A 19,138-nucleotide genomic window follows, 5' to 3' on the forward strand; every position below is an offset into this window, starting at 1 on the left:
AGGGGAGGGCTTTGATGTGGACTCCCGGCAATCAGTCTCCGGCAATAGGCCGGTGACTCTCGCCGTTCAACATCCCACCATTCACACGCACGTCTACTGGTGCGTCTCCGCTCCCCGACGTGGGCGAGGAACGGAGTCTGTGTTTCCGCTTCCGGGCGTACCGAAGCCCGATATTCTTCGCTGCGTTGTAGTCCGCATTCACCTCGTAGCCGCACTTCTGGCACTCGAAGTGTTCGCCGTCACGGTTCGCTTCGTGCGTGAACCCACAGTCTGTCCGAGAACAGCGTTGGGACGTGTGGTTCGGCGCAACCTGCTTCGCCGCGACGCCGCGTTCGGCGGCCTTGTACTCGACATACTCGAACAGGCGACGGAACGCCCATAAGTGGTGCCACTTCGCCTGTGGAAGCCGCTCGCGGATGTCCGTTAAGTCCTCGAGCACGATCACGTCGCACCCGTTCTCGACGGCTTCGGTGACGATTTCGTTGGCGACCGTGTGGATGTACTGCTTTCGCCACGCGTCTTCGCGCTTGCCGAGGCGAACAAGCGCGTTGTGCGCAGCTTGCGTCCCACGCTGTTGCAGATCACCGCGTCGCTTCTCGAACTCACGGCACCAATGGTCGTAGTCGTCTCCCTGCCAGAAGCGCCCGGTCGAAGCGACTGCAAGGCTGTTGACGCCGAGGTCGATACCAAGGACTGTTTGGTGCTCAGTATCTTCCGAAACCTCGGACTCGCCATCGTCCGAATCGTGCTTCCGAGTCGTGATGTGGAAGTAGAACTCGTCAGTTGTCTTATCGTACTGCAGTGTGCTCGCCCGGAACTCAAACTCCTCGGACAGCACGTACCGTTCGTATGGTGTGGGGCTGTCCGAGGGAAGTTCAAAGTCACACTCGACGCGCCCGTTGACGGTTGAGAGGGACACGCGGTCGCGGTAAAAGGTCGCGCTCCGCTTGTCAAAGAGGATACTCCATGACGTGAACTCCGGCTGGCTCACTCGTTTCCCGTCCTTCCACCGTTCGACGCATCCCTTGACGGCTTGGACGGCGCGTCGAATGGCTTCCTGAACGAGGTTCGCGGTGAGATCGGTTTCCTCGCGGAGTTCGTCGTAGAGCGCGTCCCGTGCGGTTGTGTTGGCCGTGATGCACTCTGTGTAAGAGACGTTGGACCAACAAAACTCGGCGGCGCGGTTCGCACAGTGGAGGAACTGACGGGCGGATTCGTGGAGGTCGTTGCGGCGCTCATCGGGAACAATGAGTTTGACCGGCGCGGTTCGACGAACCTCCATATTTCAGATTACTGTCTGACGGTACTTATATGCTTGGGGGTCGGGTGGCTACCGTCGTGCGGTTGCGTCGTCCATTGTCGGTTTCCTCTCCGACCTACTCGCTCGCTTCACTCGCTCATTGAGGTCGGAGGCTCCACCTCGAATTATGCTGAACACAGCCCTCAGCGGATCGAGACCCGATCGATGGTTCCGATCCACGCGGCCGTTCGTTCGACTGTGATTTCATAGCCGGCGGATTTGCGTTCGTTGCACACGACCGCATTCCCCTTTTGTGAACCCGAGACCGAGTACTGCCTGTCATGACGAACGCAGCGGTTATCATTCTGGCAGGTACCGAATCTCACAGCGACCTCGGCCGTCTCGTCAATGGACTCGAGGCAGCGAAGGAGTTCTCCGAGAACCCCGACGACGACCTCGAACTCATCTTCGATGGTGCCGGGACGCAGTGGATCCCGGAACTGGAAGACGAGGACCACGACTACCACGATCTCTATCAATCCGTCAGCGACGAGGCCGCAGCCTGCGACTACTGTTCCGGCGCGTTCGGTGTCGCCGAAGCGGTCGACGACGCCGGCGTCGTTACCATCGACGACAATGACGGTCACCCGAGCATCCGCTCGCTGGTCGACGACGACTACGAGATCATCACGTTCTGATCAGGGGTAGACGGTTGGCGGACCGGCGTACGCGGGTTTACCTGACATTGAACGCGGGGGCGGGTTCACTTTCACTCCGGTAGCACACACCTTTTAGCCTCCCCGTTAGTAAGGGAAGACGATGACGTCGTTACAGTCGACACTCGGTGACGAGGCGGGGATCGCCGAGGAGCTGGCTGAAAGCCAGCAGTCGATCTCCATCGCCGAGTTCTTCGAGAAGAACAAGCACATGCTCGGCTTCGACAGCGGTGCTCGAGGCCTCGTCACGGCCGTCAAGGAGGCCGTCGACAACGCCTTAGACGCCGCCGAAGAGTCGGGCATTCTCCCGGATATCTACGTCGAGATTCAGGAAGCCGGTGACTACTACCGCCTGATCGTCGAGGACAACGGACCGGGACTCACGAAAGAAACGCTCCCGAAGGTTTTCGGGAAGCTCCTCTATGGCTCTCGCTTTCACGCACGCGAACAGTCCCGCGGTCAGCAGGGGATCGGAATCTCTGCCGCCGTTCTCTACGCCCAGCTGACGAGCGGGAAGCCCGCGAAGATCACCAGCCGAACCCAGGGCTCGAGCGAGGCCGAGTACTTCGAGCTCATCATCGATACCGACGAGAACGAGCCCGAAATCAGCGTTGAGGGGACGACCACCTGGGATCGGCCCCACGGAACGCGCATCGAACTCGAGATGGAGGCGAACATGCGCGCCCGCCAGCAGCTCCACGACTACATCAAGCACACGGCGGTCGTCAATCCCCACGCCCGCCTCGAGCTGCGCGAACCACAGGAACACTTCAAGTTCGAGCGGGCGACCGACCAGCTTCCCGAGGAGACCGAGGAGATCCGCCCGCACCCCCACGGGGTTGAGCTCGGCACCGTGATGAAGATGCTGACGGCGACGGACTCCCAGACGGTCTCGGGATTCCTCCAGGAGGAGTTCACCCGCGTCGGGAAGAAGACCGCGGAGTCGGTCATCGACGAGTTCCGGGATCGCCACTACGGCCGCGAGATGCGCTGGCGACCGCCGGCGAGCCACGAACCCATCGACCTCCGCACCGCGGTCGAGGACGCGACCGCGAACAAGGGCCACGACGCGACGGTTTCGTTCGCCGAGACGATCGTCGATGCAGTCTCCGATTCCGAGCGGATCGCTCACTACGAACTGGTCGCGGCCGTCGAATCGGCCGCCGACGCGGTCGAGGACGATCACGGAACGACGTTCGGCGACACCGTCCGCGAGAACGCCGTCGAGGCCGTCTGGCTCGAGCTGATCGACGCCGTCGAAGCGGACGGTGAGACGCAAGCAGACGGCGAGGACGGGACCGGACCTGACGGCGAGTCGCGGCTGGTTGCCGATCTGTACGACCTCGCGGACGAGGCGACGAGCACCCGCAAGGACGACGAGGTGATCCACGCCTTCGCCGACCGACTCGCGGCCAAGTTCGAGGACGAACACGCGGAGGAGAACGCCCACCACCGGCTCACTCACAAGCGACTCCGAGCGCACATCGATCGAGCCGCGGATCTCACCGAGGAGTACGACGATGTCTCCTTCGGCGAGACGGCGCGCGAGAACGTCATCGATGCCATCTGGAGCGTCATGGCGACCGTCCCGGACGATCCGCCGCTGGTTCGCGAACTCAACGGCGACCGCGACGCCACCAGCAACCTCGTCGATGCGATGCGCGCGACCGACATCATGGCGCCGCCGACGCGGTGTCTCGCGCCCATCTCAGAGGATCTCATCACCGCCGGCCTCGAGAAGGAGTTCGACGCCGAGTTTTATTCGTCCGCGACGCGCGACGCCGGCGTCTCCGGCGGGGATCCGTTCATCGTCGAAGCGGGGATCGCTTACGGCGGCGAACTCCCGGCCGAAGGGACCGGTCAAGTCATGCGCTTTGCAAACCGGGTCCCGCTGGTCTATCAGCGCGGTGCCTGTGCGATGACGGATGTCGTCAAATCGATCGGTTGGCGCAACTACGGGCTCGACCAGCCCGGCGGCTCCGGCCTGCCCAACGGGCCGGTCGTGATCATGGTCCACGTCGCCTCGACGAACGTCCCCTTCACCAGCGAATCGAAAGACGCCGTCGCGAACGTTCCCGAAATCGAGGACGAGATCGAACTCGCCATTCGGGAAGCGGCCCGGGATCTCAAGAGCTTCCTCAACAAGCGCCGCTCGATGGAAAAGCGTCGGAAGAAACAGAACGTCCTCGGAAAGATCCTCCCGGAGATGGCCGAGAAGGTCGCCGAAGTCACCGAGCGCGACCCGCCCGATATCGACGACGCGATCGCTCGCATCATGAACAACGTCCTCGTCGAGCGCAAGGTCGAAGAAAACGGTGACGGAACGGCCGTCTCCGTCGTCGTCGAGAACAACTCGAGCACGAACGAGTCGCTGGAGGTCACCGACATCGTCTCGGTCGAGCCGACGAACCTCTCCGACGGTGCAACCGTCGTCGAGATGGACGGCGAGTGGTTCGTCAAGTGGGAACCCGAGGTCTCGAGCGACGACGAAGCGGCACTCGAGTATGAGGTGCCCGAGGACGCGACGTTCGATCTGGACGTCAAAGGCGTCGAGAGCGAGAAACTGACGGTGTCATCATGAGCGTGCGAATGATGGCTCGTACTGAGCGAAGCGAAATCACGGTGAAATCATGAGCACGAACGACAACGAGCAGGCACGAGAGCAGTTGATCGATCTCGCGGCGCAGTTCTACGACCAGTTCGAACTGGGCGAGATCCCCCATATGTCCGTGCCGACGCGGACGAAGAACAACATCGAGTACGACGAGGAGATGTCGGTCTGGGTCTACGGCGACCGCGAATCGACCCGGTCTGCGAACTCCGTCCGCGGCGCTCGCAAACTCCTGAAGGCGATCTACACCATCGAGTTCCTCTCGGATCAACTCGAGCAGGATCGCTCGTCGACCCTGCGTGAACTCTACTACCTCTCGGAGAGCTGGGACAACGACGAGGCCCAGTTCACGAGTCAGGATGAGTCGAACGGCATGATCGAGGACTTAGAGATCGTCTCGGGAGTCACCCGGGAGGACTTCCACATGCGCCCCGAGGAGTCGGGAGCGAAGGTGATGGGGCCGCTCCACATCCGGGAGCAAACGAACCGCGGCGACCGCGATATCCACTGTCAACTCGACGTGGGGCAAGGCGGGTACCAGATCCCGAACAACCCCGACACGATCGAGTTCCTCGACCACGATGCCGATTTCGTCCTCTGCGTGGAGACCGGTGGCATGCGCGACCGACTCGTCGAGAACGGCTTCGACGAGGAGTACGATGCCATCGTCGTCCACCTCGGGGGCCAGCCTGCGCGCGCTACGCGTCGACTGACGAAGCGCTTCCACGACGAACTCGGCCTCCCCGTCGTGGTGTTCACTGACGGCGACCCCTGGTCGTACCGCATCTACGGCTCCGTCGCCTACGGCTCGATCAAGTCCGCTCACCTCTCGGAGTACCTCGCGACCCCCGAGGCTGACTTCATCGGCATCCAGCCCAGCGACATCGTCGAATACGAACTGCCGACCGACCCACTTTCGGATTCGGACATCAACGCTCTCGAGAGCGAACTCGAGGACCCGCGCTTCCAGACCGATTACTGGACGGAACAGATCGAACTGCAACTCGATATCGGGAAGAAGTCCGAACAGCAATCGCTGGCGTCTCACGGGCTAGACTTCGTGACGGATACGTATCTGCCCGAGCGGTTGGGCGATATGGGCGTCCTCTAGGGCGCTTCGAACCGCCGTGTCTCGGAGTTCGGCTCGCGACATCGTTTGACGTTGCTTTTCGACGGTTTCTGAAACGGAATTTCGGTGACGGCCTGTGTCTGCAGGTGCAACCGGTTCCCGTCCGCACGGCCTGTCACCGTCTAGAATCAGTGATATGGCGGACGACAAAGACAGCGAACGGCCGATGCACAGCGATCCGGACGAGGAGGCGATAGACGAGCCGACGACCTCCGGTGCGCAGGAGGCCGACGAGACCGCGTGGATGATGAAAGAGGGGGTCACGATCGGTCTGATTTCGATCATGGCCGTCCTCGTCCTGGCACTGGGGCTCCTCCAGGGAACCGGCCTCGTCGACGTCTTCGCACCGATCGCCGACACCAATTTCGGGCAGTGGATCGCGTTCGGCGTGCTGGTACTCGTCGTCATCGCGGTGTTCGCCTGGTCACGCGTCGGCGTCTAAGCGCCAGCGCCGAGCCACTCCCCTCACTCGTCGAGGACGACCGGAACGCCGCGGTGTGCGACATCGACGACGAAGGCGTCTGCGTCGATTTCGATCGCCGCGAAGGTATCGTAGTGAACCGGGAGCACGAGGTCCGGCTCGAGTCGGTCGGCCAGCGCCGCCGCCTCGCGTCGATCCATCGTGAACGTGCCGCCGATCGGCGGAAGCAGGAGATCGACCGGAACGTCCTCGTGAACCGGAAGGACATCGGTATCGCCTGGCCAGAACGCGGTGACGCCGTCGACGGTGACGCCGAAGCCACAGCCCTGCCCTTCGGGATGGTACGGCGTCCCGTTTTCGTCGGTGTGCGGACCGTCCGGATCGTTGTACGCCGGCGTCGTGAACAGGTCAAGTGGCCCGAGAACGAACGACTCGTCGGCGGCGACGCGTTCGACCTCGAACGGGAGCGCTTCCGGTTGCTCGTCGATACGATCGATCTCGCTCGCGTCGATCGACTCGTGAACGACGACGAGCGCGTCATCGCTGGCGACGCGCCGAATCGAGTCGGGATCGTAGTGGTGGTCGTGGGAGACGAGAATCAGGTCGCCGTCGCGAGGCTCGAGATCGTCCAGCACGTCGTACTCCTCCGGACCGGGATCGAGATAGACGACGGCACCGGTTTGGCCCTCGAGTCGGACGGTCGCGAGGCCGAACCAGTCGACGGTCACCGCGTCGAATCGGACGGTCATACGGGACCGTTTCTCGAGCGGGCCGAAAAGCGTTCCATTCCGGCCGACTCGGACCGGGTCGAGAAGCGGATCGACAACGGGTCGAGAACGGCGCGCCGATCAGGGAATGCGGACCGAGTGCTCGAGCGTGCCGACGCCCTCGACTTCGATCTCGATCTCGTCGCCGTCGGAGAGCGGGCCGACGCCCTCGGGCGTGCCGGTCGCGATCACGTCGCCGGGCTCGAGGGTGAGATAGGTCGTTATCTCGGCGATCAGTTCGGGGATCGAAAAGATGAGTTGCTCGCGGGAGCCGTCCTGCTTTGTTTCGCCGTTGACGCGAGTTCGGACGGCGGCGTCCGCGGGAACGTCGTCGGGGGTCGCGAGCACGGGCCCCATCGGCGCGGCACCGTCGAAGGCCTTGCCGCGGATCCAGTTCTGTTCCTGTCGCTGGTCGTCGCGGTTCGAGAGGTCGTTGACGCAGGTGAAGCCCTCGACGACGTCCATCGCGTCGGCTTCGGGGACGTGGCGACACTGCTCGCCGATCACGACGCCGAGTTCCGCCTCGTGGTCGATTCGCTCCTTGCCCGCGGGCAGGGTGACGGTGTCACCGTGAGCCGCGAGCGCGTTCGGCGGCTTCAAGAAGAGCATCGGTCGGTCGGGCACCTCGGAGTCGAGTTCCGCCGCGTGGTCGGCATAGTTCTTCCCGATACAGACGACCTTCGAGGGTTCCGACGGCGGCAGGACATCGATCTCGTCGCTCTCGAGCGCGTAGCTCTCGTTCGCGAAGTGAACGGTTCCGTTCTCGTACTCGCCGTGGCGAACCGCGCCGGCCGGGTCGCGGAATCGGACGTATTTCATAGTCGGTGGATGGTCGCAAGGGATAAAAAGGATTGAGAAGGCGGCTCGTTCGGGGGTGTTCGATCTCGTGGGTGGGCCCGACAGGTGGGGACGCTATAGTATAGTAGCCACTGAAAGTCATTGCACACCTGATCGCACGACAGCTGTGCGATCAGTGTGTAATTCGTTTCAGTGGCTACTATACACGTACTCCTCGAGCGCCTCGAACGCCTCCCGCGCCGCGCGGTCGGGTTCGTCGGGATAGGTGTACAGCTCGAGCGTGGCGAACCCGTCGTAGCCGATGTCCTCGAGAGCGTCGAATATCGCCTGAAAGTCGAGGTTTCCCTCGCCGGGGATTCGATGATAGTGCTTTCCGCGGCGGCCGCCGACGATGTCCTCGAGGTGGACGCCCGTGATGGAGCCGGCGCTGGCGCGGATGCTTTCGGCCACGTCCTCGCCGTAGACGGCCGCGTGGCCGACATCGAGGTTGACACCCAGCGAGTCCCGACCTACCTCGTCGATCACCTCGAATACCTCGTCGGTGTTCTCGATCAGCAGTTCGGGTTCGAACTCGATGCCGACCTCGATATCGCGGGCCTCGGCGTAGTCGAGGATTTCGTGGAGCGACTCGCGGAGGTAGTCGCGAGCTTCCCCAGGTGTCGTTCCCGGCAGCGGGCGACCTGTCGCCAGACAGACCGCCGGCGAGCCGACTGTTTCGGCGAGATCGATCGCTCGTTTCGTGTACTCGACGCGCCACTCGCGGGCCTCGTCGTCCGCACGGATCACGCTCGGCTCAAAAAAGGCCGACGGCGGCGCGTCGTCGTAGTAGCCCATCGCCGTGTTCGCGTTGATATTCGAGACGGCGAGGTCGGTGTTCGAGAGGGCCTCGAGCAGGGCGTCTCGATCGGCGTCCTCGAAATTGGGGAAGTAGGCGTGGGGGTCGTCGCCGAGCAGTTCGACGCCGGCGTAGCCGTGGTCGGCGATCCGGCGGACGGCTTCAGGGAGCGAGTGACGCGTGTACGCGTTCGTCGAGAAAGCGAGTTCGACCATCGATCTGGGGCTCGTACACCGGAGAGGCACTAATTCGTTGGCCCGTCACACTCGAACGACGGATACTATCTGCCCGTGCGTTCTGGTGAGTACACGTGAGTCATCGATGAATCGATCGGAGGTACGCACCTCACACTCGAACAGCCGATCGGATAGGTGTGATCGTCCGACTGAGGGAAATGATCAGTTTCCCATAACTATCTCACGAACCGAGGAGACCATGCTAACCCGCGCAGTCAGTTCGTCTGGTATCAGATTTATGTGCGTCAGAACTCTAATTCCAACGCACTATCAATTTTCTAGTCGGGTTGGTAAAGGTATATCCGCAAAGAGAACGCAGCCGAATGTTGATGGCTCTTATAGGGAGAGCAGAAGTGGGTCCCCCGCCGGGACAAGACGCTCTGGAACGCGTTCCTGCTATGGAGCTTCTTTTTGAAGATATCCGTTCGACACGCGGTGGGTTGTGGAAAATAATCGTATGGGCGACGGGCGACGACTTCGAAAAATACGAACGCGGACTCGCCGAAGATCCGACGATTGACAGCTACGCTTGTCTGACGAAACTGCCAGAGAAACGGTTGTATCAGCTGACGTTGTCAGACGATGGCCGACACCAAACGGTCCATTCGGTTTCCGTCGAACACGATATAACGATTATCCGTCTTACCGCGACGGCTGAAACCGAGGAACTCGTAGCTCGATTTCCGTCGCGCGACGCGGTCGTTCGTTTGCGAGAGGCCTGTCTGGAACGGAATCGGCGGTTCGAACTACTCAACCTCTACGAAGAGAAACCGGTGACGAACGACGGCGGCTTCGAAAGCCGATACGGTATTACGACCGGGCAACGGAAGGCCCTTCTTACGGCCCTTGAAATGGGCTATTTCAACGTGCCGCGAGAGACGACGATGGCTGAGGTCGCCGAGGAAATCGGCATCTCGACATCCGCTCTGTCGACTCGTTTTCGGCGTGGACAGCAAGCGCTGCTTCTCCACACGGTCGCTCGCGGGGGGACTATATAAACTCCGAAGAGGGTGAAGCCGGTGAGATACGGATAGCAACGTCCAACTAGCAGGTGATGAAAGCGATCCTGGCTGAGAACAGCATCAAAACACCGACGAACGCGGTAATCGAAGCCGTGGCAGAAGCGACCGACAGTGACCCGCTGGACCTCCCGCCGCTGTACGAAGCGGTGGATCCGGACGCATTGAATACGCTGTTCGATAGCTCCGAAACGAGTGGCCAAGTCTCATTCCCGTACGCGGGTTTCGAGGTGACAGTACGAGGGAGTGAGGTGGAGGTGGAACCACTGCACGGAGAGTGCTGATTCGGCAGCTTCGACTTCCGCACCGAAACGGAGCCGTTTGCCGAGCGATTCGGACGGTCGCGCGTTCTCCGTCATCCACCGGAAGGAGCGACGCGCTTTCCGAACCGTTCGTATACTTCGTCTGTTCGCGGCCGCTCACGCCGACGACCCGTTCACGGGTCACTTCGTTTCCCGTTCCCCTCGCGGTCCCCGCTCACAGTACCGAGGCCGTCACTTCGTTCGGGCCCCGCAGTTCGCCGCACCCACCGCCCGGCGTAGCGTTCCAGCGCGAGCTACTAGACGCGGGTAGTCACGTCACGTCACGTCGAAGACGTGCGAGAGCCCCGCCGCCGGAACGAGAAAGACGCCGGCAGCGAGTCCCCAGCGAACCCCGGCCGCAGCGGCGAAGGCCGCGTCGAGTAACACGAGTCCGAGGACGCACGCGCCGACCGCCGGGCCGACAGTACTCGGTACCGGATCGGCGGAGGCGGCTCGCAGGGGACGCCCGACCCACCAGCAGAAGGCGGCGGCGAACGCGGTCGCGACTACCGCCTCGAGCGCGGTCGGACTCCGACTCACGAGGAACCAGCCGACGGCGAGCACCGCTGCAACGGCACCCACAGCGGCGACCGCGACGGCACCCCGATTGGCGCCCTCGGTCTCTCGAGTCGCCATGAACGTGACGGCGGCGATGTAACCGGTGACCACCGCGGGAACGGCGAGCAGTCGGAGGTGGGACTCGAGCACCGCGCTCCCGGCCGCGGTCGTACCCAGCACGACGTTCAGCCCGCGCGTCGCACCCATCGCGAGGAAGCCGGCGGCGGATCCCTTCAGGAGGCCGTCGTAGGCGACGACCGCGACGGCGACCAGTCCGGCGACGACGGCAGCGGGGCCGCCGGCGACGACGAACGCGATTCCGACGGCGACAAGCAGCAGCGCGATTCCGAGTCCGAACGCGACGCGTCGGGACACGCGACCCGAAGGAATCGGGCGTTCGGGTCGGTCCTGCGCGTCAACGGGCGCGTCGAACGCGTCGTTGAGCGTCGTTCCCCCGGCGTAGAGGCAGACGGAACCGATCGCGAGTCCGGCGACAGTGGCTGGGAGGAAATCGGAGCCGGCAACGCCCACCAGTGCGGCCCCGAGGATCACGTCCGGCGGCGCGGTGAAGAGGTTCGGCACGCGGACCAGTTCACCCACCGCGCCGAGGGTCGTCCGGAGGCTGCGTTCGGGTTCGGTTTCGCTCTCACCGTCGATTGTGTCCGACTCCGTGTCTGCGTCCGACCCCGCGTCTGCGTTCGACTCCGCCTCCGCGTCCAACCCCGTGTTCTCGTTTCGATCCGACGACACACCGCCGGCCACCCTACGCCCACCCGCGTTCCTCGAGGGAGGCCATCGCCTCCCGCGCGGTCTCGATCGGCGTCTCCTCGTAGGGGTAGAGCTCGACGGTGACGAAGCCGTCGTAGCCCCGGTCCTCGAGTTTGCCGAGGAAGGTGTCGATGTCCATCGCGCCGTCGCCGAGCTGGGTGTGTTCGTGGGTCCGATCGGCCGGGATGTCCTCGAGGTGGTAGTGTCTCGTGTGCTCCCAGAGCGGTTCGACGAGTTCGGCCGGATCCTCCTCGACGCAGTAGAAATGGCCCGCATCGAAGTTGCACTTCACGCGCTCGGAGTCGACCCGCTCGAGGAGCGCGAGGAACTCGTCGGCGGTCTCGATCAGGAGGTCCGGTTCGGGCTCGACGAGGAGGTCGACGCCGACTGCCTCGGCTTTCGGGATGACTTCCTCGAGGCTCTCGACGAAGGTGTCCATCGCCCACTCGCGCGATTTGCCGTCTGGGATCGGCCCGCCGGGTTCGATCGAGATGTAGGGAAGGCCGAGGTCGGCCGCGGTCTCGAGCGCCGCGAGGGTGTAGTCGATTCGCCGCTGACGATATTCCTCGTCGGGTTCGACGTAGGAGGGGTGGTGAAAACCCTCGATCGCGGTCAACATGAACGCGTTACCGTTGCTGACGGCGATTCCGTGCGTCTCGAGGGCGTCCTCGACGCGCTTGCGCTCCTCGTCGGTGCAGTCGGGCGGATACAGGTGGGGCTCGTCGAGCAGCAGTTCGACGCCGTCGTAGCCCGCGTCGGCGATGGCCTCGATCGCGTCCTCGAGTTGGTACTCGCGGAAGGCGTTGGTGGAGAAGCCAAACTGCATGAGTCAGGCCTCGTAGTCGAAGTTCGGCGACTGGTTGAAGAACTCGTAGGGGTTCTCGAAGACGACCGTCCGAACGTCCTCGCGGTCCCAGCCCCGGTCGAGCATCCGGTCGCGAGCCTTCGGCACCGCGAGCGGATCCGAGGGATCCCAGTCGGCGGCGCTGTTGAAGATCATGTTGTCGGTGCCGTACTCCTCGAGCAGATCGATCGCCGACCCGGTCTCGATCTTGCCCGGATAGAGCGTGAAGCCGATCCAGCAGTCCGTCTGCGTCGAGATATCGATCGTATTCTCCGTGTTGTGATCGATGATGATCCGTTCCTGCGTGACGCCCATCTCCTCGATGATTTCGACGATCCGCTCGGTTCCCGACGGCTTGTCCGTGTGGGGCGTGTGGACGATGACGGGGAGTTCGCGCTCTTCTGCAATCTCGAGCTGGCGACGGAACGCCCATTCTTCGTCGTCGGTCACCTGATCGAAACCGATCTCGCCGACGCCGACGACGGGGTCGCGCTCGAGGTACTCCGGAATCCGGTCGACGACCTCCTCGGCCATCTCGCGGTAGTTCGCTTCCTTCGGCTCGAGGCCGATCGTCACGTAGTGGTCCATCCCGGCGGCCCGCTCGGCGCGGTCGGTCTCGTGCTCGATGATCTGCTCGAAGTAGTCGAAAAAGGCACCCGCGTGGTGTTTGTCCTGGCCGCTCCAGAACGCGGGCTCGATACAGCACTCGATACCCGCCCGCCGCGCTCGTCGATAGTCGTCGGCCGAGCGCGAAACCATGTGCATGTGAGGATCGATAATCCGCATACGGGCAGTCCAACGACGAAACGGTTTGGTGCTACTGGTCGTTCGATCGCCAAACCCGAGGTTGATGACGGCGAATCGATAGCTCTGGCCGGCGGAATACGGTGTTATGAGCTGGCAAAACCGTATTACTCCCGCTACGCGAGTCATAACGAAACCCGTTCGGCCCCCACGTTTGTGGGAATGACGATGATCGAGCGAGCGACGGCAGTGACGAACCCGCTGCAGATCGATCCCGGGAACAGGATGGGTGATCGCGCGTCGACAATCCGGATCGAGCGGCCACCGGGAGGGAATGAGACCCGATGAGTCACGGGGAGGATCCAGCGGTCGACGACGGGGACCGAACGGGCGTCTGGCTCGTCGGGGCACGCGGGAACGTCGCGACGATGTCGATCGTCGGCGCTCGCGCCATCGCCAGGGGAGCGACCGACACCACCGGGATGGTAACCGAGCGCGATCCGGTCTCGAGCCTCGAGCTCCCGCCCGTCGAGGGATTCGTCTTCGGAGGCCACGACATCGAACCGGAGTCGCTCGTCGCGCAGGCCGAGCGCCAGCGCGATCGAAACGGCGTCCCGGACGCCGACACGCTCGAGACGGTTCGAGACGATCTGGCCGCGATCGACGAGCGGATCGAGGTCGGTACGGCGGTCAACTGCGGTGCCGCCGTTTCCGAGGGCAGCGAACAGCTAGACGAGACCCTGCCGATCCGCGACGTCGTCGACCAGATCCGAGACGACTACGAGACGTTCCGCGATAGCCACGCCCTCGAGCGACTCGTCGTCGTCAACGTCGCCTCGACGGAACCCGAACTGGCGGAGCCGAAGCGATACGACACGCGCGACGCGCTCGAGCAAGCGATCGACGAGGACGACCGCGACCTCCCTGCCAGCGTCCTCTACGCCTACGCCGCGATATCCAGCGGGCATCCGTTCGTCAACTTCACGCCGAGTGCGGCCAACGCGCTCGGGGGAGTCCGCGAACTCGCGGCCGAAAACGAGGTTCCGCACGTGGGACGCGACGCAAAGACCGGCGAGACGCTCGTCAAGTCCGCGCTCGCGCCCATGTTCGCCGGCCGCAATCTGCGAGTCATGAGCTGGGAGGGCCACAACATCCTCGGCAACACGGACGGCCTCGTCCTCGAGGACGAGGAAAACGCCGCCGGAAAGCTCGCGAGCAAGGGTGACGTGCTCGACTCGATCCTCCCCGATATCGGTCACAACCGGGTCCGGATCGACTACACGCCCTCGCTGGCCGACTGGAAGACGGCCTGGGATTACATCCACTTCGAGGGCTTCCTCGAGACGGAGATGAAAATGCAGTTCACCTGGGAGGGGTCGGACTCCGCGCTGGCCGCGCCGCTCGTGCTCGATCTGGTACGGCTGATCTCTCACGCCGACGACCACGGTGACGGCGGGCTTCAGCCCCAGCTCGCGTCGTTCTTCAAGGCCCCGCTCGGCGTCGACGAGCACGACTTCTCCCGGCAGTTGGATCGACTGTACGACTACGCCGAGGAGCATCGCTGATACGCAATACTCCCCGCTGACCGACGTTCCAGCCCGACACGTTCCCGAGACCCATGACCGAACTCACGATTCCCGAAACGACCGAGACGGCCGGCCGAACGATCGTCCTCGACGTCGTCGGCCTCCAGCCCCAGCATATCGACGCCGACCGAACGCCGACCCTCGAGTCACAGTTCCCGAGCGAACGCGTGACCGACCTCAGACCACCGTTTCCCGCCGTCACGGTTCCAGCGCAGACCACCCTCGCGACGGGGCGCGGCCCCGGCGAGCACGGCGACGTCTCGAGCGGCGAGTACGACCGCGAGCGAGAAACCGCCGCGTTCTGGGAGCGCGACCGCGACGGTCGGGACCGAATCTGGGAGACCGCGAGCGACGAGGCTGGGCTGACCACCGGCGCGCTGAATTTCCAGCACCTGATCGACACCAGCGCCGACGTGGCGGTCACGCCATCGCCGATCGAGGACGAGAACAACGACATCCTCGAGATGAACTGCTGGACGAACCCCGACGGCTTCTACGACGACCTCCGCGAGGAACTGGGCCACTTCCCCTTGCACAACTACTGGGGCCCCGGTGCGAACGAGGAGGGGAGCCGCTGGATCCTCGCGGCCGCGAGTGAGGCGATCGACCGGTTCGATCCCGACCTGCTGTGGATCTACGTCCCCCACCTGGATTACACCGGCCAGAGCGACGGCCCCAGCAGCGACGCCTTCGTCACGGCACTCGAGACCGTCGACGACCTCCTCGAGACGTTCCTCGCAGACCTCTCGGAAACGGACCGCTGGGACGAGACGGTCCTCACCCTCGTCAGCGAGTACGGGTTTCACGAGGTGGATCGGCCGATATTCCCCAACCGCGCGCTCCGGGAGGCCGGGTTGCTCGAGACGGACGCGGAGGGCGACGCCGATATAGCTGACTCGGACGCGTTCGCGATGGTCGACCACCAGATCGCGCACGTCTACGCCGACGAGGGAGCGGTCGACGCCGCTCGAGACGCGCTCGCGGGGCTCGAGGGAATCGACACGGTACTCGACGGCTCGGGGAAGGCCGAGCGCGGGATCGACCACCCGAATGCGGGCGACCTCGTCCTCGTGGCCGAGCCGGACGCCTGGTTCCAATATTACTGGTGGAACGACCGCGCGAACGCGCCGCCCTATGCGACCGAGATGGACATCCACGCCAAACCCGGCTTCGACCCCTGCGAGCTGTTCTTTGGCGACGAGGGACTCGTCTCGCTGGACGCCTCGCAAGTGAGCGGCTCCCACGGCCGCGTCGACGAATCCGCCTACGGCTGTTTCGGCCTCGGCGGTCCGGCAGCGCCCGAACTCGAGGGTGACGGGCCGGTCGACGCGACGGACGTGACGCCGACCATCGTGGATTTACTCGGGCTCGAGGGGGAGCTCTCGATGCCGCTCGAGGGGTCGTCGCTTCGACGGCCCTGACCGGAACTGGTCTCGTGCGTGATAGCGTGTCATCCCCAGCCCGGAACGGAACCCTTTTTACTAGCCCCCGGCAACGACCAGTTGCACACAGCGCGTGTGGTAGATGGCTCCGTTGCTGAGACGGACGAAGTCCGTCGATGCTCGGAGCAGAGATCGAAGCGATATGCTCCGTTGGTGTAGTCCGGCCAATCATTTCGGCCTTTCGAGCCGATGACCTGGGTTCAAATCCCAGACGGAGCACTACAGCGAGCGAACGTTTGTGAGCGAGCGAAGCGCGCACGGATGGGATTTGAACTACGGAAGTCGCAACCACGAACGAAGTGAGTGGTCCGTCTTCAGGTGGTTCAAATCCCAGACGGAGCATACGACGGCTTTGCCGTCATGCGATTTTCACTTTCTCCTCACTTGGAATAGACATGAGTCCCTAAGATGATGAAGTGGGTTGGATTTTCTAACCCGATGCCGTATGGCGATTCTCTAATTTGTCAGGACGAAATAACAATTCAGCGCCTCACCCCATCGATGATTTGAAATACGCTTATAGATCACTCCTTAACTCATTGGCAGAAAATCGGATGGGGATATCATACCACTCCATGGCTAACGCAATCAAGTATACAGAAAAGAATGTAGTAAGTAAGAACCAAGCTTCGATTCCCTGTTGAGTCGCTGACTGAGCTGATGTGAAAATGATGATAGCTGTGCGGAATAGAGTCACAAATTGGGAAGTCTCCTTATAGCCCTGTCTACGCCACCAATTGATGCAGAACAGCATTACGGTAGCGGAGATGAGGAGTGAACTCAATAAGGAATATCAAATACACCAAGGAATGAAGAAAGAACAACCGACTCGATGAAGTAATACCTCCGTGGATCGGCGCATACGAGCGCATCTTTGGTAAGACCGCCTGCGGATTTTTCAGTTGAGGGTCAGGATTTCACCAGTTGATCTCGGAGCGAATCCACCGATAAGTAGATGTGCCTACGTACCTTTTTCCGCCTCGGGTTCGCTCGCGGTGCTCGCTCACCTCTCGGCGCAAAAATCTACGCTAAAAAGGCCGCCTCCACGGGCTTTGCCCGTTTCGGCGGTGAACCGCTCGCTTCGCTCGCGGACGCTGACAGCGGTAAGTCCTTCAGCTGTACTTACCGAAGATACTCACCACATCGAGGCGGGTTCTCCACCTACTTTCTAAAGATCGCAAGAGCAACCTACGGTATCCGTCGCTGGCTCGATGAAGGCGTCCAGAAAGTGTTCAATCACCGACTCGAAAGAAGGGACTCAGCCGGTCAATCGGGGGAGGGTAACAGGGATTGGATGAATGAAACTACTGGTATAGCGTTCCTTCAAATGTACTATGAGGAGTCGTGGTACCTCGACCCTCGGAACGGTTATCCCTCACCCACCCCTACATTAGTTTGTAATGGCAAACGGTAACGTTGATTTCTTCAACGACACAGGCGGCTACGGTTTCATTTCGACTGACGACGGCGACCTCGACGACGACGAAGACGTCTTCTTCCACATGGAGGATGTCGGCGGCGAAGACCTCACGGAAGGTACTGAGGTCGAGTTCGACATCGAGTCCTCACCGAAGGGGCCTCGCGCGGCGAACGTGGTCCGGCAGTAATCCCGAGACAGATCCGTCGCTCACAACGACGAACAACGACCTTGATTTTTTAGACAGTTACACGGCCGAGCGGATGCTATCTGTACACTCTGTACTGAACGCGAATTTCGCACCAAGGGCTTCTCTGTTCCAGAATAGAACACTGTCGGCTTCTTCTGTCTTCGAACGAGCCTTACGATAGATACTGATGAGCAAATCGTGTTATGATCCAATACGATCCGCTGAGCCGTATTCGTCTACAAAACGATGATCTGGGTGTTTTATATCACTTTATTCCGATCAATCTGATGGAAGGTGGAGAGACAATATGCAGAACCCGTCCCAAAAAGTCAGGAAACTTGATCAAGACGGTCAATCCTGGTATCTTGAAACGGAGTTTTGCTCCATGGGAACGGGGTTCCCGAAATTCAGTGAATGGCTGCGTAATTCATTCACACAGGAGATTTAGCGACTACTGCGTTGGCGCTCCCACTCGGTAGTCCCTTGCCAAATTTCGACCTTTCGAGCCGATGACCTGGGATTTGAATCAGTCGAGTCGCAGCACCGAGCGTAGCGAGGTGATCGTCTCGGCGTGGTTCAAATCCCAGACGGAGCGATACGGTTTGAGAGAAGTGCTCGGTTCCCGTCTCTGGGAGTGCAGTCCTCTCTCGAGTCACGAGTGCATCTCTCCCCGAACGAGTCCCAAACGACAGATTTACGACGGCCGAATTCTCGAGTCGTCAACGTTACACACGAGAATCCGACTCGAGAAAGGACGAGCGATAGCGGCGGTTTCAATCGGTCCGTCGGGTAGTGACGTTCGTTCGGTTGGCGGATACACATGACACCGAAGCAGCGATGACGATTCGTCTATTTGCACCAATCCACGCCCATACGAGGCTCGTCCGTTTATCTCACAACATCGGCTCAGTAGCCACGGATAGAACTGGATATTCGTAAACTCCTAGTAGATGGAGCACTTCGTACCAGCTAATGACCTACGAACACTTGGACTCAGATCTGGTAAACAAACTGCTCGACGATGGCCGTGCGAGCCTTCGCAGCCTCGCCGAAGAACTTGATGTCTCCGTCACGACGGTCTCGAACCACCTCTCCGACCTCGAGGAGGAAGGCGTCATCGAGGGCTACACGCCGAAAGTCGACTACGACGCGGTGGGGTACGATGTCACTGCCATCATGCAACTGAAAGCCGAAGGGAGCGCGCTTCCCGAAATCACGCAGACGCTGAAGGACCACCGCCAGATGATCTCCGTCTACGAGGTCACGGGGGACTACGACGTGATCGCCATCGGGAAGTTCAAAGATACGGACGACATGAACGACGAGATCAAGTCCCTGATCACCGATCCCGACATCAACCAGTCGAATACGAGCATCGTGCTCAACGCTGTCTCCGAAAACGAACAGTTCGAACTCGACACGGAGTAACCACGTTTCGGTCCTCGAGCTATTGAGCGAACTCGACAGCAACTGCGGACGCCCCGTCTCCGCGCGTTCGGTAACGACGGCTCGAGC

17 protein-coding genes and 1 tRNA gene are annotated in these 19,138 nt (G+C 61.9%); 11 read left to right on the forward strand and 7 right to left on the reverse strand.

From position 1 onward, the window contains the following. Nucleotides 1-31: 31 nt before the first annotated feature. A complete protein-coding gene (locus tag ACEWFR_RS00495; RefSeq protein ID WP_374059208.1) occupies nt 32-1,282 on the reverse strand; it encodes an RNA-guided endonuclease InsQ/TnpB family protein in 1,251 nt (416 codons plus the stop codon). A gap of 299 nt (nt 1,283-1,581) precedes the next feature. Between ACEWFR_RS00495 and ACEWFR_RS00500 the strand changes: the two genes are divergently transcribed. From ACEWFR_RS00500 to ACEWFR_RS00515, 4 genes are all read left to right on the forward strand, one after another. Beyond that, entirely contained in the window at nt 1,582-1,938 is a 357-nt protein-coding gene (locus ACEWFR_RS00500) for a hypothetical protein (protein ID WP_374059209.1), read from the forward strand. A 121-nt stretch (nt 1,939-2,059) separates the two neighbouring features. Beyond that, nucleotides 2,060-4,537: a DNA topoisomerase VI subunit B gene (locus tag ACEWFR_RS00505; protein ID WP_374059210.1), complete on the forward strand. Its 2,478-nt coding sequence runs from the start codon at nt 2,060-2,062 to the stop codon at nt 4,535-4,537. Nucleotides 4,538-4,586: 49 nt separating this feature from the next. Beyond that, complete coding sequence (locus ACEWFR_RS00510; RefSeq protein WP_374059211.1) at nt 4,587-5,678, forward strand: DNA topoisomerase IV subunit A; 1,092 nt, start codon at nt 4,587-4,589, stop codon at nt 5,676-5,678. A gap of 154 nt (nt 5,679-5,832) precedes the next feature. Next, complete coding sequence (locus tag ACEWFR_RS00515; RefSeq protein ID WP_374059212.1) at nt 5,833-6,138, forward strand: hypothetical protein; 306 nt, start codon at nt 5,833-5,835, stop codon at nt 6,136-6,138. A 23-nt stretch (nt 6,139-6,161) separates the two neighbouring features. Here ACEWFR_RS00515 and ACEWFR_RS00520 read toward each other — a convergent pair whose 3' ends face one another. From ACEWFR_RS00520 to ACEWFR_RS00530, 3 genes are all read right to left on the reverse strand, one after another. Continuing rightward, nucleotides 6,162-6,866: an MBL fold metallo-hydrolase gene (locus ACEWFR_RS00520; protein ID WP_374059213.1), complete on the reverse strand. Its 705-nt coding sequence runs from the start codon at nt 6,864-6,866 to the stop codon at nt 6,162-6,164. A 99-nt stretch (nt 6,867-6,965) separates the two neighbouring features. After that, nucleotides 6,966-7,703, reverse strand: coding sequence for a fumarylacetoacetate hydrolase family protein (locus ACEWFR_RS00525; RefSeq protein WP_374059214.1), 738 nt, complete (start codon nt 7,701-7,703; stop codon nt 6,966-6,968). Nucleotides 7,704-7,871: 168 nt separating this feature from the next. Continuing rightward, nucleotides 7,872-8,732, reverse strand: coding sequence for a sugar phosphate isomerase/epimerase family protein (locus ACEWFR_RS00530; protein ID WP_374059215.1), 861 nt, complete (start codon nt 8,730-8,732; stop codon nt 7,872-7,874). A gap of 350 nt (nt 8,733-9,082) precedes the next feature. On the opposite strand from ACEWFR_RS00530, the gene ACEWFR_RS00535 reads away from it, so the two are divergent. Then, complete coding sequence (locus ACEWFR_RS00535) at nt 9,083-9,751, forward strand: helix-turn-helix domain-containing protein (RefSeq protein ID WP_374059216.1); 669 nt, start codon at nt 9,083-9,085, stop codon at nt 9,749-9,751. Nucleotides 9,752-9,807: 56 nt separating this feature from the next. Beyond that, nucleotides 9,808-10,056 (forward strand): HalOD1 output domain-containing protein, encoded by a 249-nt coding sequence (locus ACEWFR_RS00540; protein ID WP_374059217.1) that lies wholly within the window; start codon nt 9,808-9,810, stop codon nt 10,054-10,056. Between the two features lie 294 nt (nt 10,057-10,350). Here the strand turns inward: ACEWFR_RS00540 and ACEWFR_RS00545 are convergent, their stop codons facing one another. The 3 genes from ACEWFR_RS00545 to ACEWFR_RS00555 form a co-directional block, all read right to left on the reverse strand. Continuing rightward, the gene (locus ACEWFR_RS00545; protein WP_374059604.1) at nt 10,351-11,289 is read right to left on the reverse strand and encodes a UbiA family prenyltransferase; all 939 of its coding nucleotides are present in this window, start codon (nt 11,287-11,289) and stop codon (nt 10,351-10,353) included. Nucleotides 11,290-11,395: 106 nt separating this feature from the next. Then, nucleotides 11,396-12,226, reverse strand: a complete 831-nt coding sequence (locus ACEWFR_RS00550; RefSeq protein ID WP_374059218.1) for a sugar phosphate isomerase/epimerase family protein — start codon at nt 12,224-12,226, stop codon at nt 11,396-11,398. Nucleotides 12,227-12,229: 3 nt separating this feature from the next. Continuing rightward, on the reverse strand, nt 12,230-13,030 hold the full coding sequence (locus tag ACEWFR_RS00555) for a TatD family hydrolase (RefSeq protein ID WP_374059219.1): 801 nt from the start codon (nt 13,028-13,030) through the stop codon (nt 12,230-12,232). A gap of 302 nt (nt 13,031-13,332) precedes the next feature. On the opposite strand from ACEWFR_RS00555, the gene ACEWFR_RS00560 reads away from it, so the two are divergent. From ACEWFR_RS00560 to lrp, 5 genes are all read left to right on the forward strand, one after another. Beyond that, the gene (locus ACEWFR_RS00560; RefSeq protein WP_374059220.1) at nt 13,333-14,553 is read left to right on the forward strand and encodes an inositol-3-phosphate synthase; all 1,221 of its coding nucleotides are present in this window, start codon (nt 13,333-13,335) and stop codon (nt 14,551-14,553) included. Nucleotides 14,554-14,606: 53 nt separating this feature from the next. Beyond that, nucleotides 14,607-15,995, forward strand: a complete 1,389-nt coding sequence (locus ACEWFR_RS00565) for an alkaline phosphatase family protein (protein WP_374059221.1) — start codon at nt 14,607-14,609, stop codon at nt 15,993-15,995. A 165-nt stretch (nt 15,996-16,160) separates the two neighbouring features. Beyond that, nucleotides 16,161-16,235 (forward strand) — tRNA-Glu (locus tag ACEWFR_RS00570). Nucleotides 16,236-17,416: 1,181 nt separating this feature from the next. Then, nucleotides 17,417-17,623, forward strand: a complete 207-nt coding sequence (locus ACEWFR_RS00575) for a cold-shock protein (RefSeq protein ID WP_226480055.1) — start codon at nt 17,417-17,419, stop codon at nt 17,621-17,623. A gap of 972 nt (nt 17,624-18,595) precedes the next feature. Beyond that, nucleotides 18,596-19,051, forward strand: a complete 456-nt coding sequence (lrp, locus tag ACEWFR_RS00580; RefSeq protein WP_098726560.1) for an HTH-type transcriptional regulator Lrp — start codon at nt 18,596-18,598, stop codon at nt 19,049-19,051. The last annotated feature ends 87 nt before the right edge of the window (nt 19,052-19,138 follow it).

It is taken from the genome of Natrinema sp. H-ect4 (assembly GCF_041894845.1).
In the GTDB taxonomy this organism is placed as follows: domain Archaea; phylum Halobacteriota; class Halobacteria; order Halobacteriales; family Natrialbaceae; genus Natrinema.

What these genes read in the sequence shown, in the direction of transcription:
- ACEWFR_RS00535 (WP_374059216.1), top strand. Translation starts at nt 9,083, where the DNA reads ATGGCTCTTATAGGGAGAGCAGAAGTGGGTCCCCCGCCGGGACAAGAC.
- ACEWFR_RS00515 (WP_374059212.1), top strand. Translation starts at nt 5,833, where the DNA reads ATGGCGGACGACAAAGACAGCGAACGGCCGATGCACAGCGATCCGGAC.
- ACEWFR_RS00495 (WP_374059208.1), bottom strand. Translation starts at nt 1,282, where the DNA reads ATGGAGGTTCGTCGAACCGCGCCGGTCAAACTCATTGTTCCCGATGAG.
- ACEWFR_RS00565 (WP_374059221.1), top strand. Translation starts at nt 14,607, where the DNA reads ATGACCGAACTCACGATTCCCGAAACGACCGAGACGGCCGGCCGAACG.
- ACEWFR_RS00505 (WP_374059210.1), top strand. Translation starts at nt 2,060, where the DNA reads ATGACGTCGTTACAGTCGACACTCGGTGACGAGGCGGGGATCGCCGAG.
- ACEWFR_RS00550 (WP_374059218.1), bottom strand. Translation starts at nt 12,226, where the DNA reads ATGCAGTTTGGCTTCTCCACCAACGCCTTCCGCGAGTACCAACTCGAG.
- ACEWFR_RS00540 (WP_374059217.1), top strand. Translation starts at nt 9,808, where the DNA reads ATGAAAGCGATCCTGGCTGAGAACAGCATCAAAACACCGACGAACGCG.
- ACEWFR_RS00555 (WP_374059219.1), bottom strand. Translation starts at nt 13,030, where the DNA reads ATGCGGATTATCGATCCTCACATGCACATGGTTTCGCGCTCGGCCGAC.
- ACEWFR_RS00510 (WP_374059211.1), top strand. Translation starts at nt 4,587, where the DNA reads ATGAGCACGAACGACAACGAGCAGGCACGAGAGCAGTTGATCGATCTC.
- ACEWFR_RS00530 (WP_374059215.1), bottom strand. Translation starts at nt 8,732, where the DNA reads ATGGTCGAACTCGCTTTCTCGACGAACGCGTACACGCGTCACTCGCTC.
- ACEWFR_RS00560 (WP_374059220.1), top strand. Translation starts at nt 13,333, where the DNA reads ATGAGTCACGGGGAGGATCCAGCGGTCGACGACGGGGACCGAACGGGC.
- ACEWFR_RS00520 (WP_374059213.1), bottom strand. Translation starts at nt 6,866, where the DNA reads ATGACCGTCCGATTCGACGCGGTGACCGTCGACTGGTTCGGCCTCGCG.
- lrp (WP_098726560.1), top strand. Translation starts at nt 18,596, where the DNA reads ATGACCTACGAACACTTGGACTCAGATCTGGTAAACAAACTGCTCGAC.
- ACEWFR_RS00500 (WP_374059209.1), top strand. Translation starts at nt 1,582, where the DNA reads ATGACGAACGCAGCGGTTATCATTCTGGCAGGTACCGAATCTCACAGC.
- ACEWFR_RS00575 (WP_226480055.1), top strand. Translation starts at nt 17,417, where the DNA reads ATGGCAAACGGTAACGTTGATTTCTTCAACGACACAGGCGGCTACGGT.
- ACEWFR_RS00525 (WP_374059214.1), bottom strand. Translation starts at nt 7,703, where the DNA reads ATGAAATACGTCCGATTCCGCGACCCGGCCGGCGCGGTTCGCCACGGC.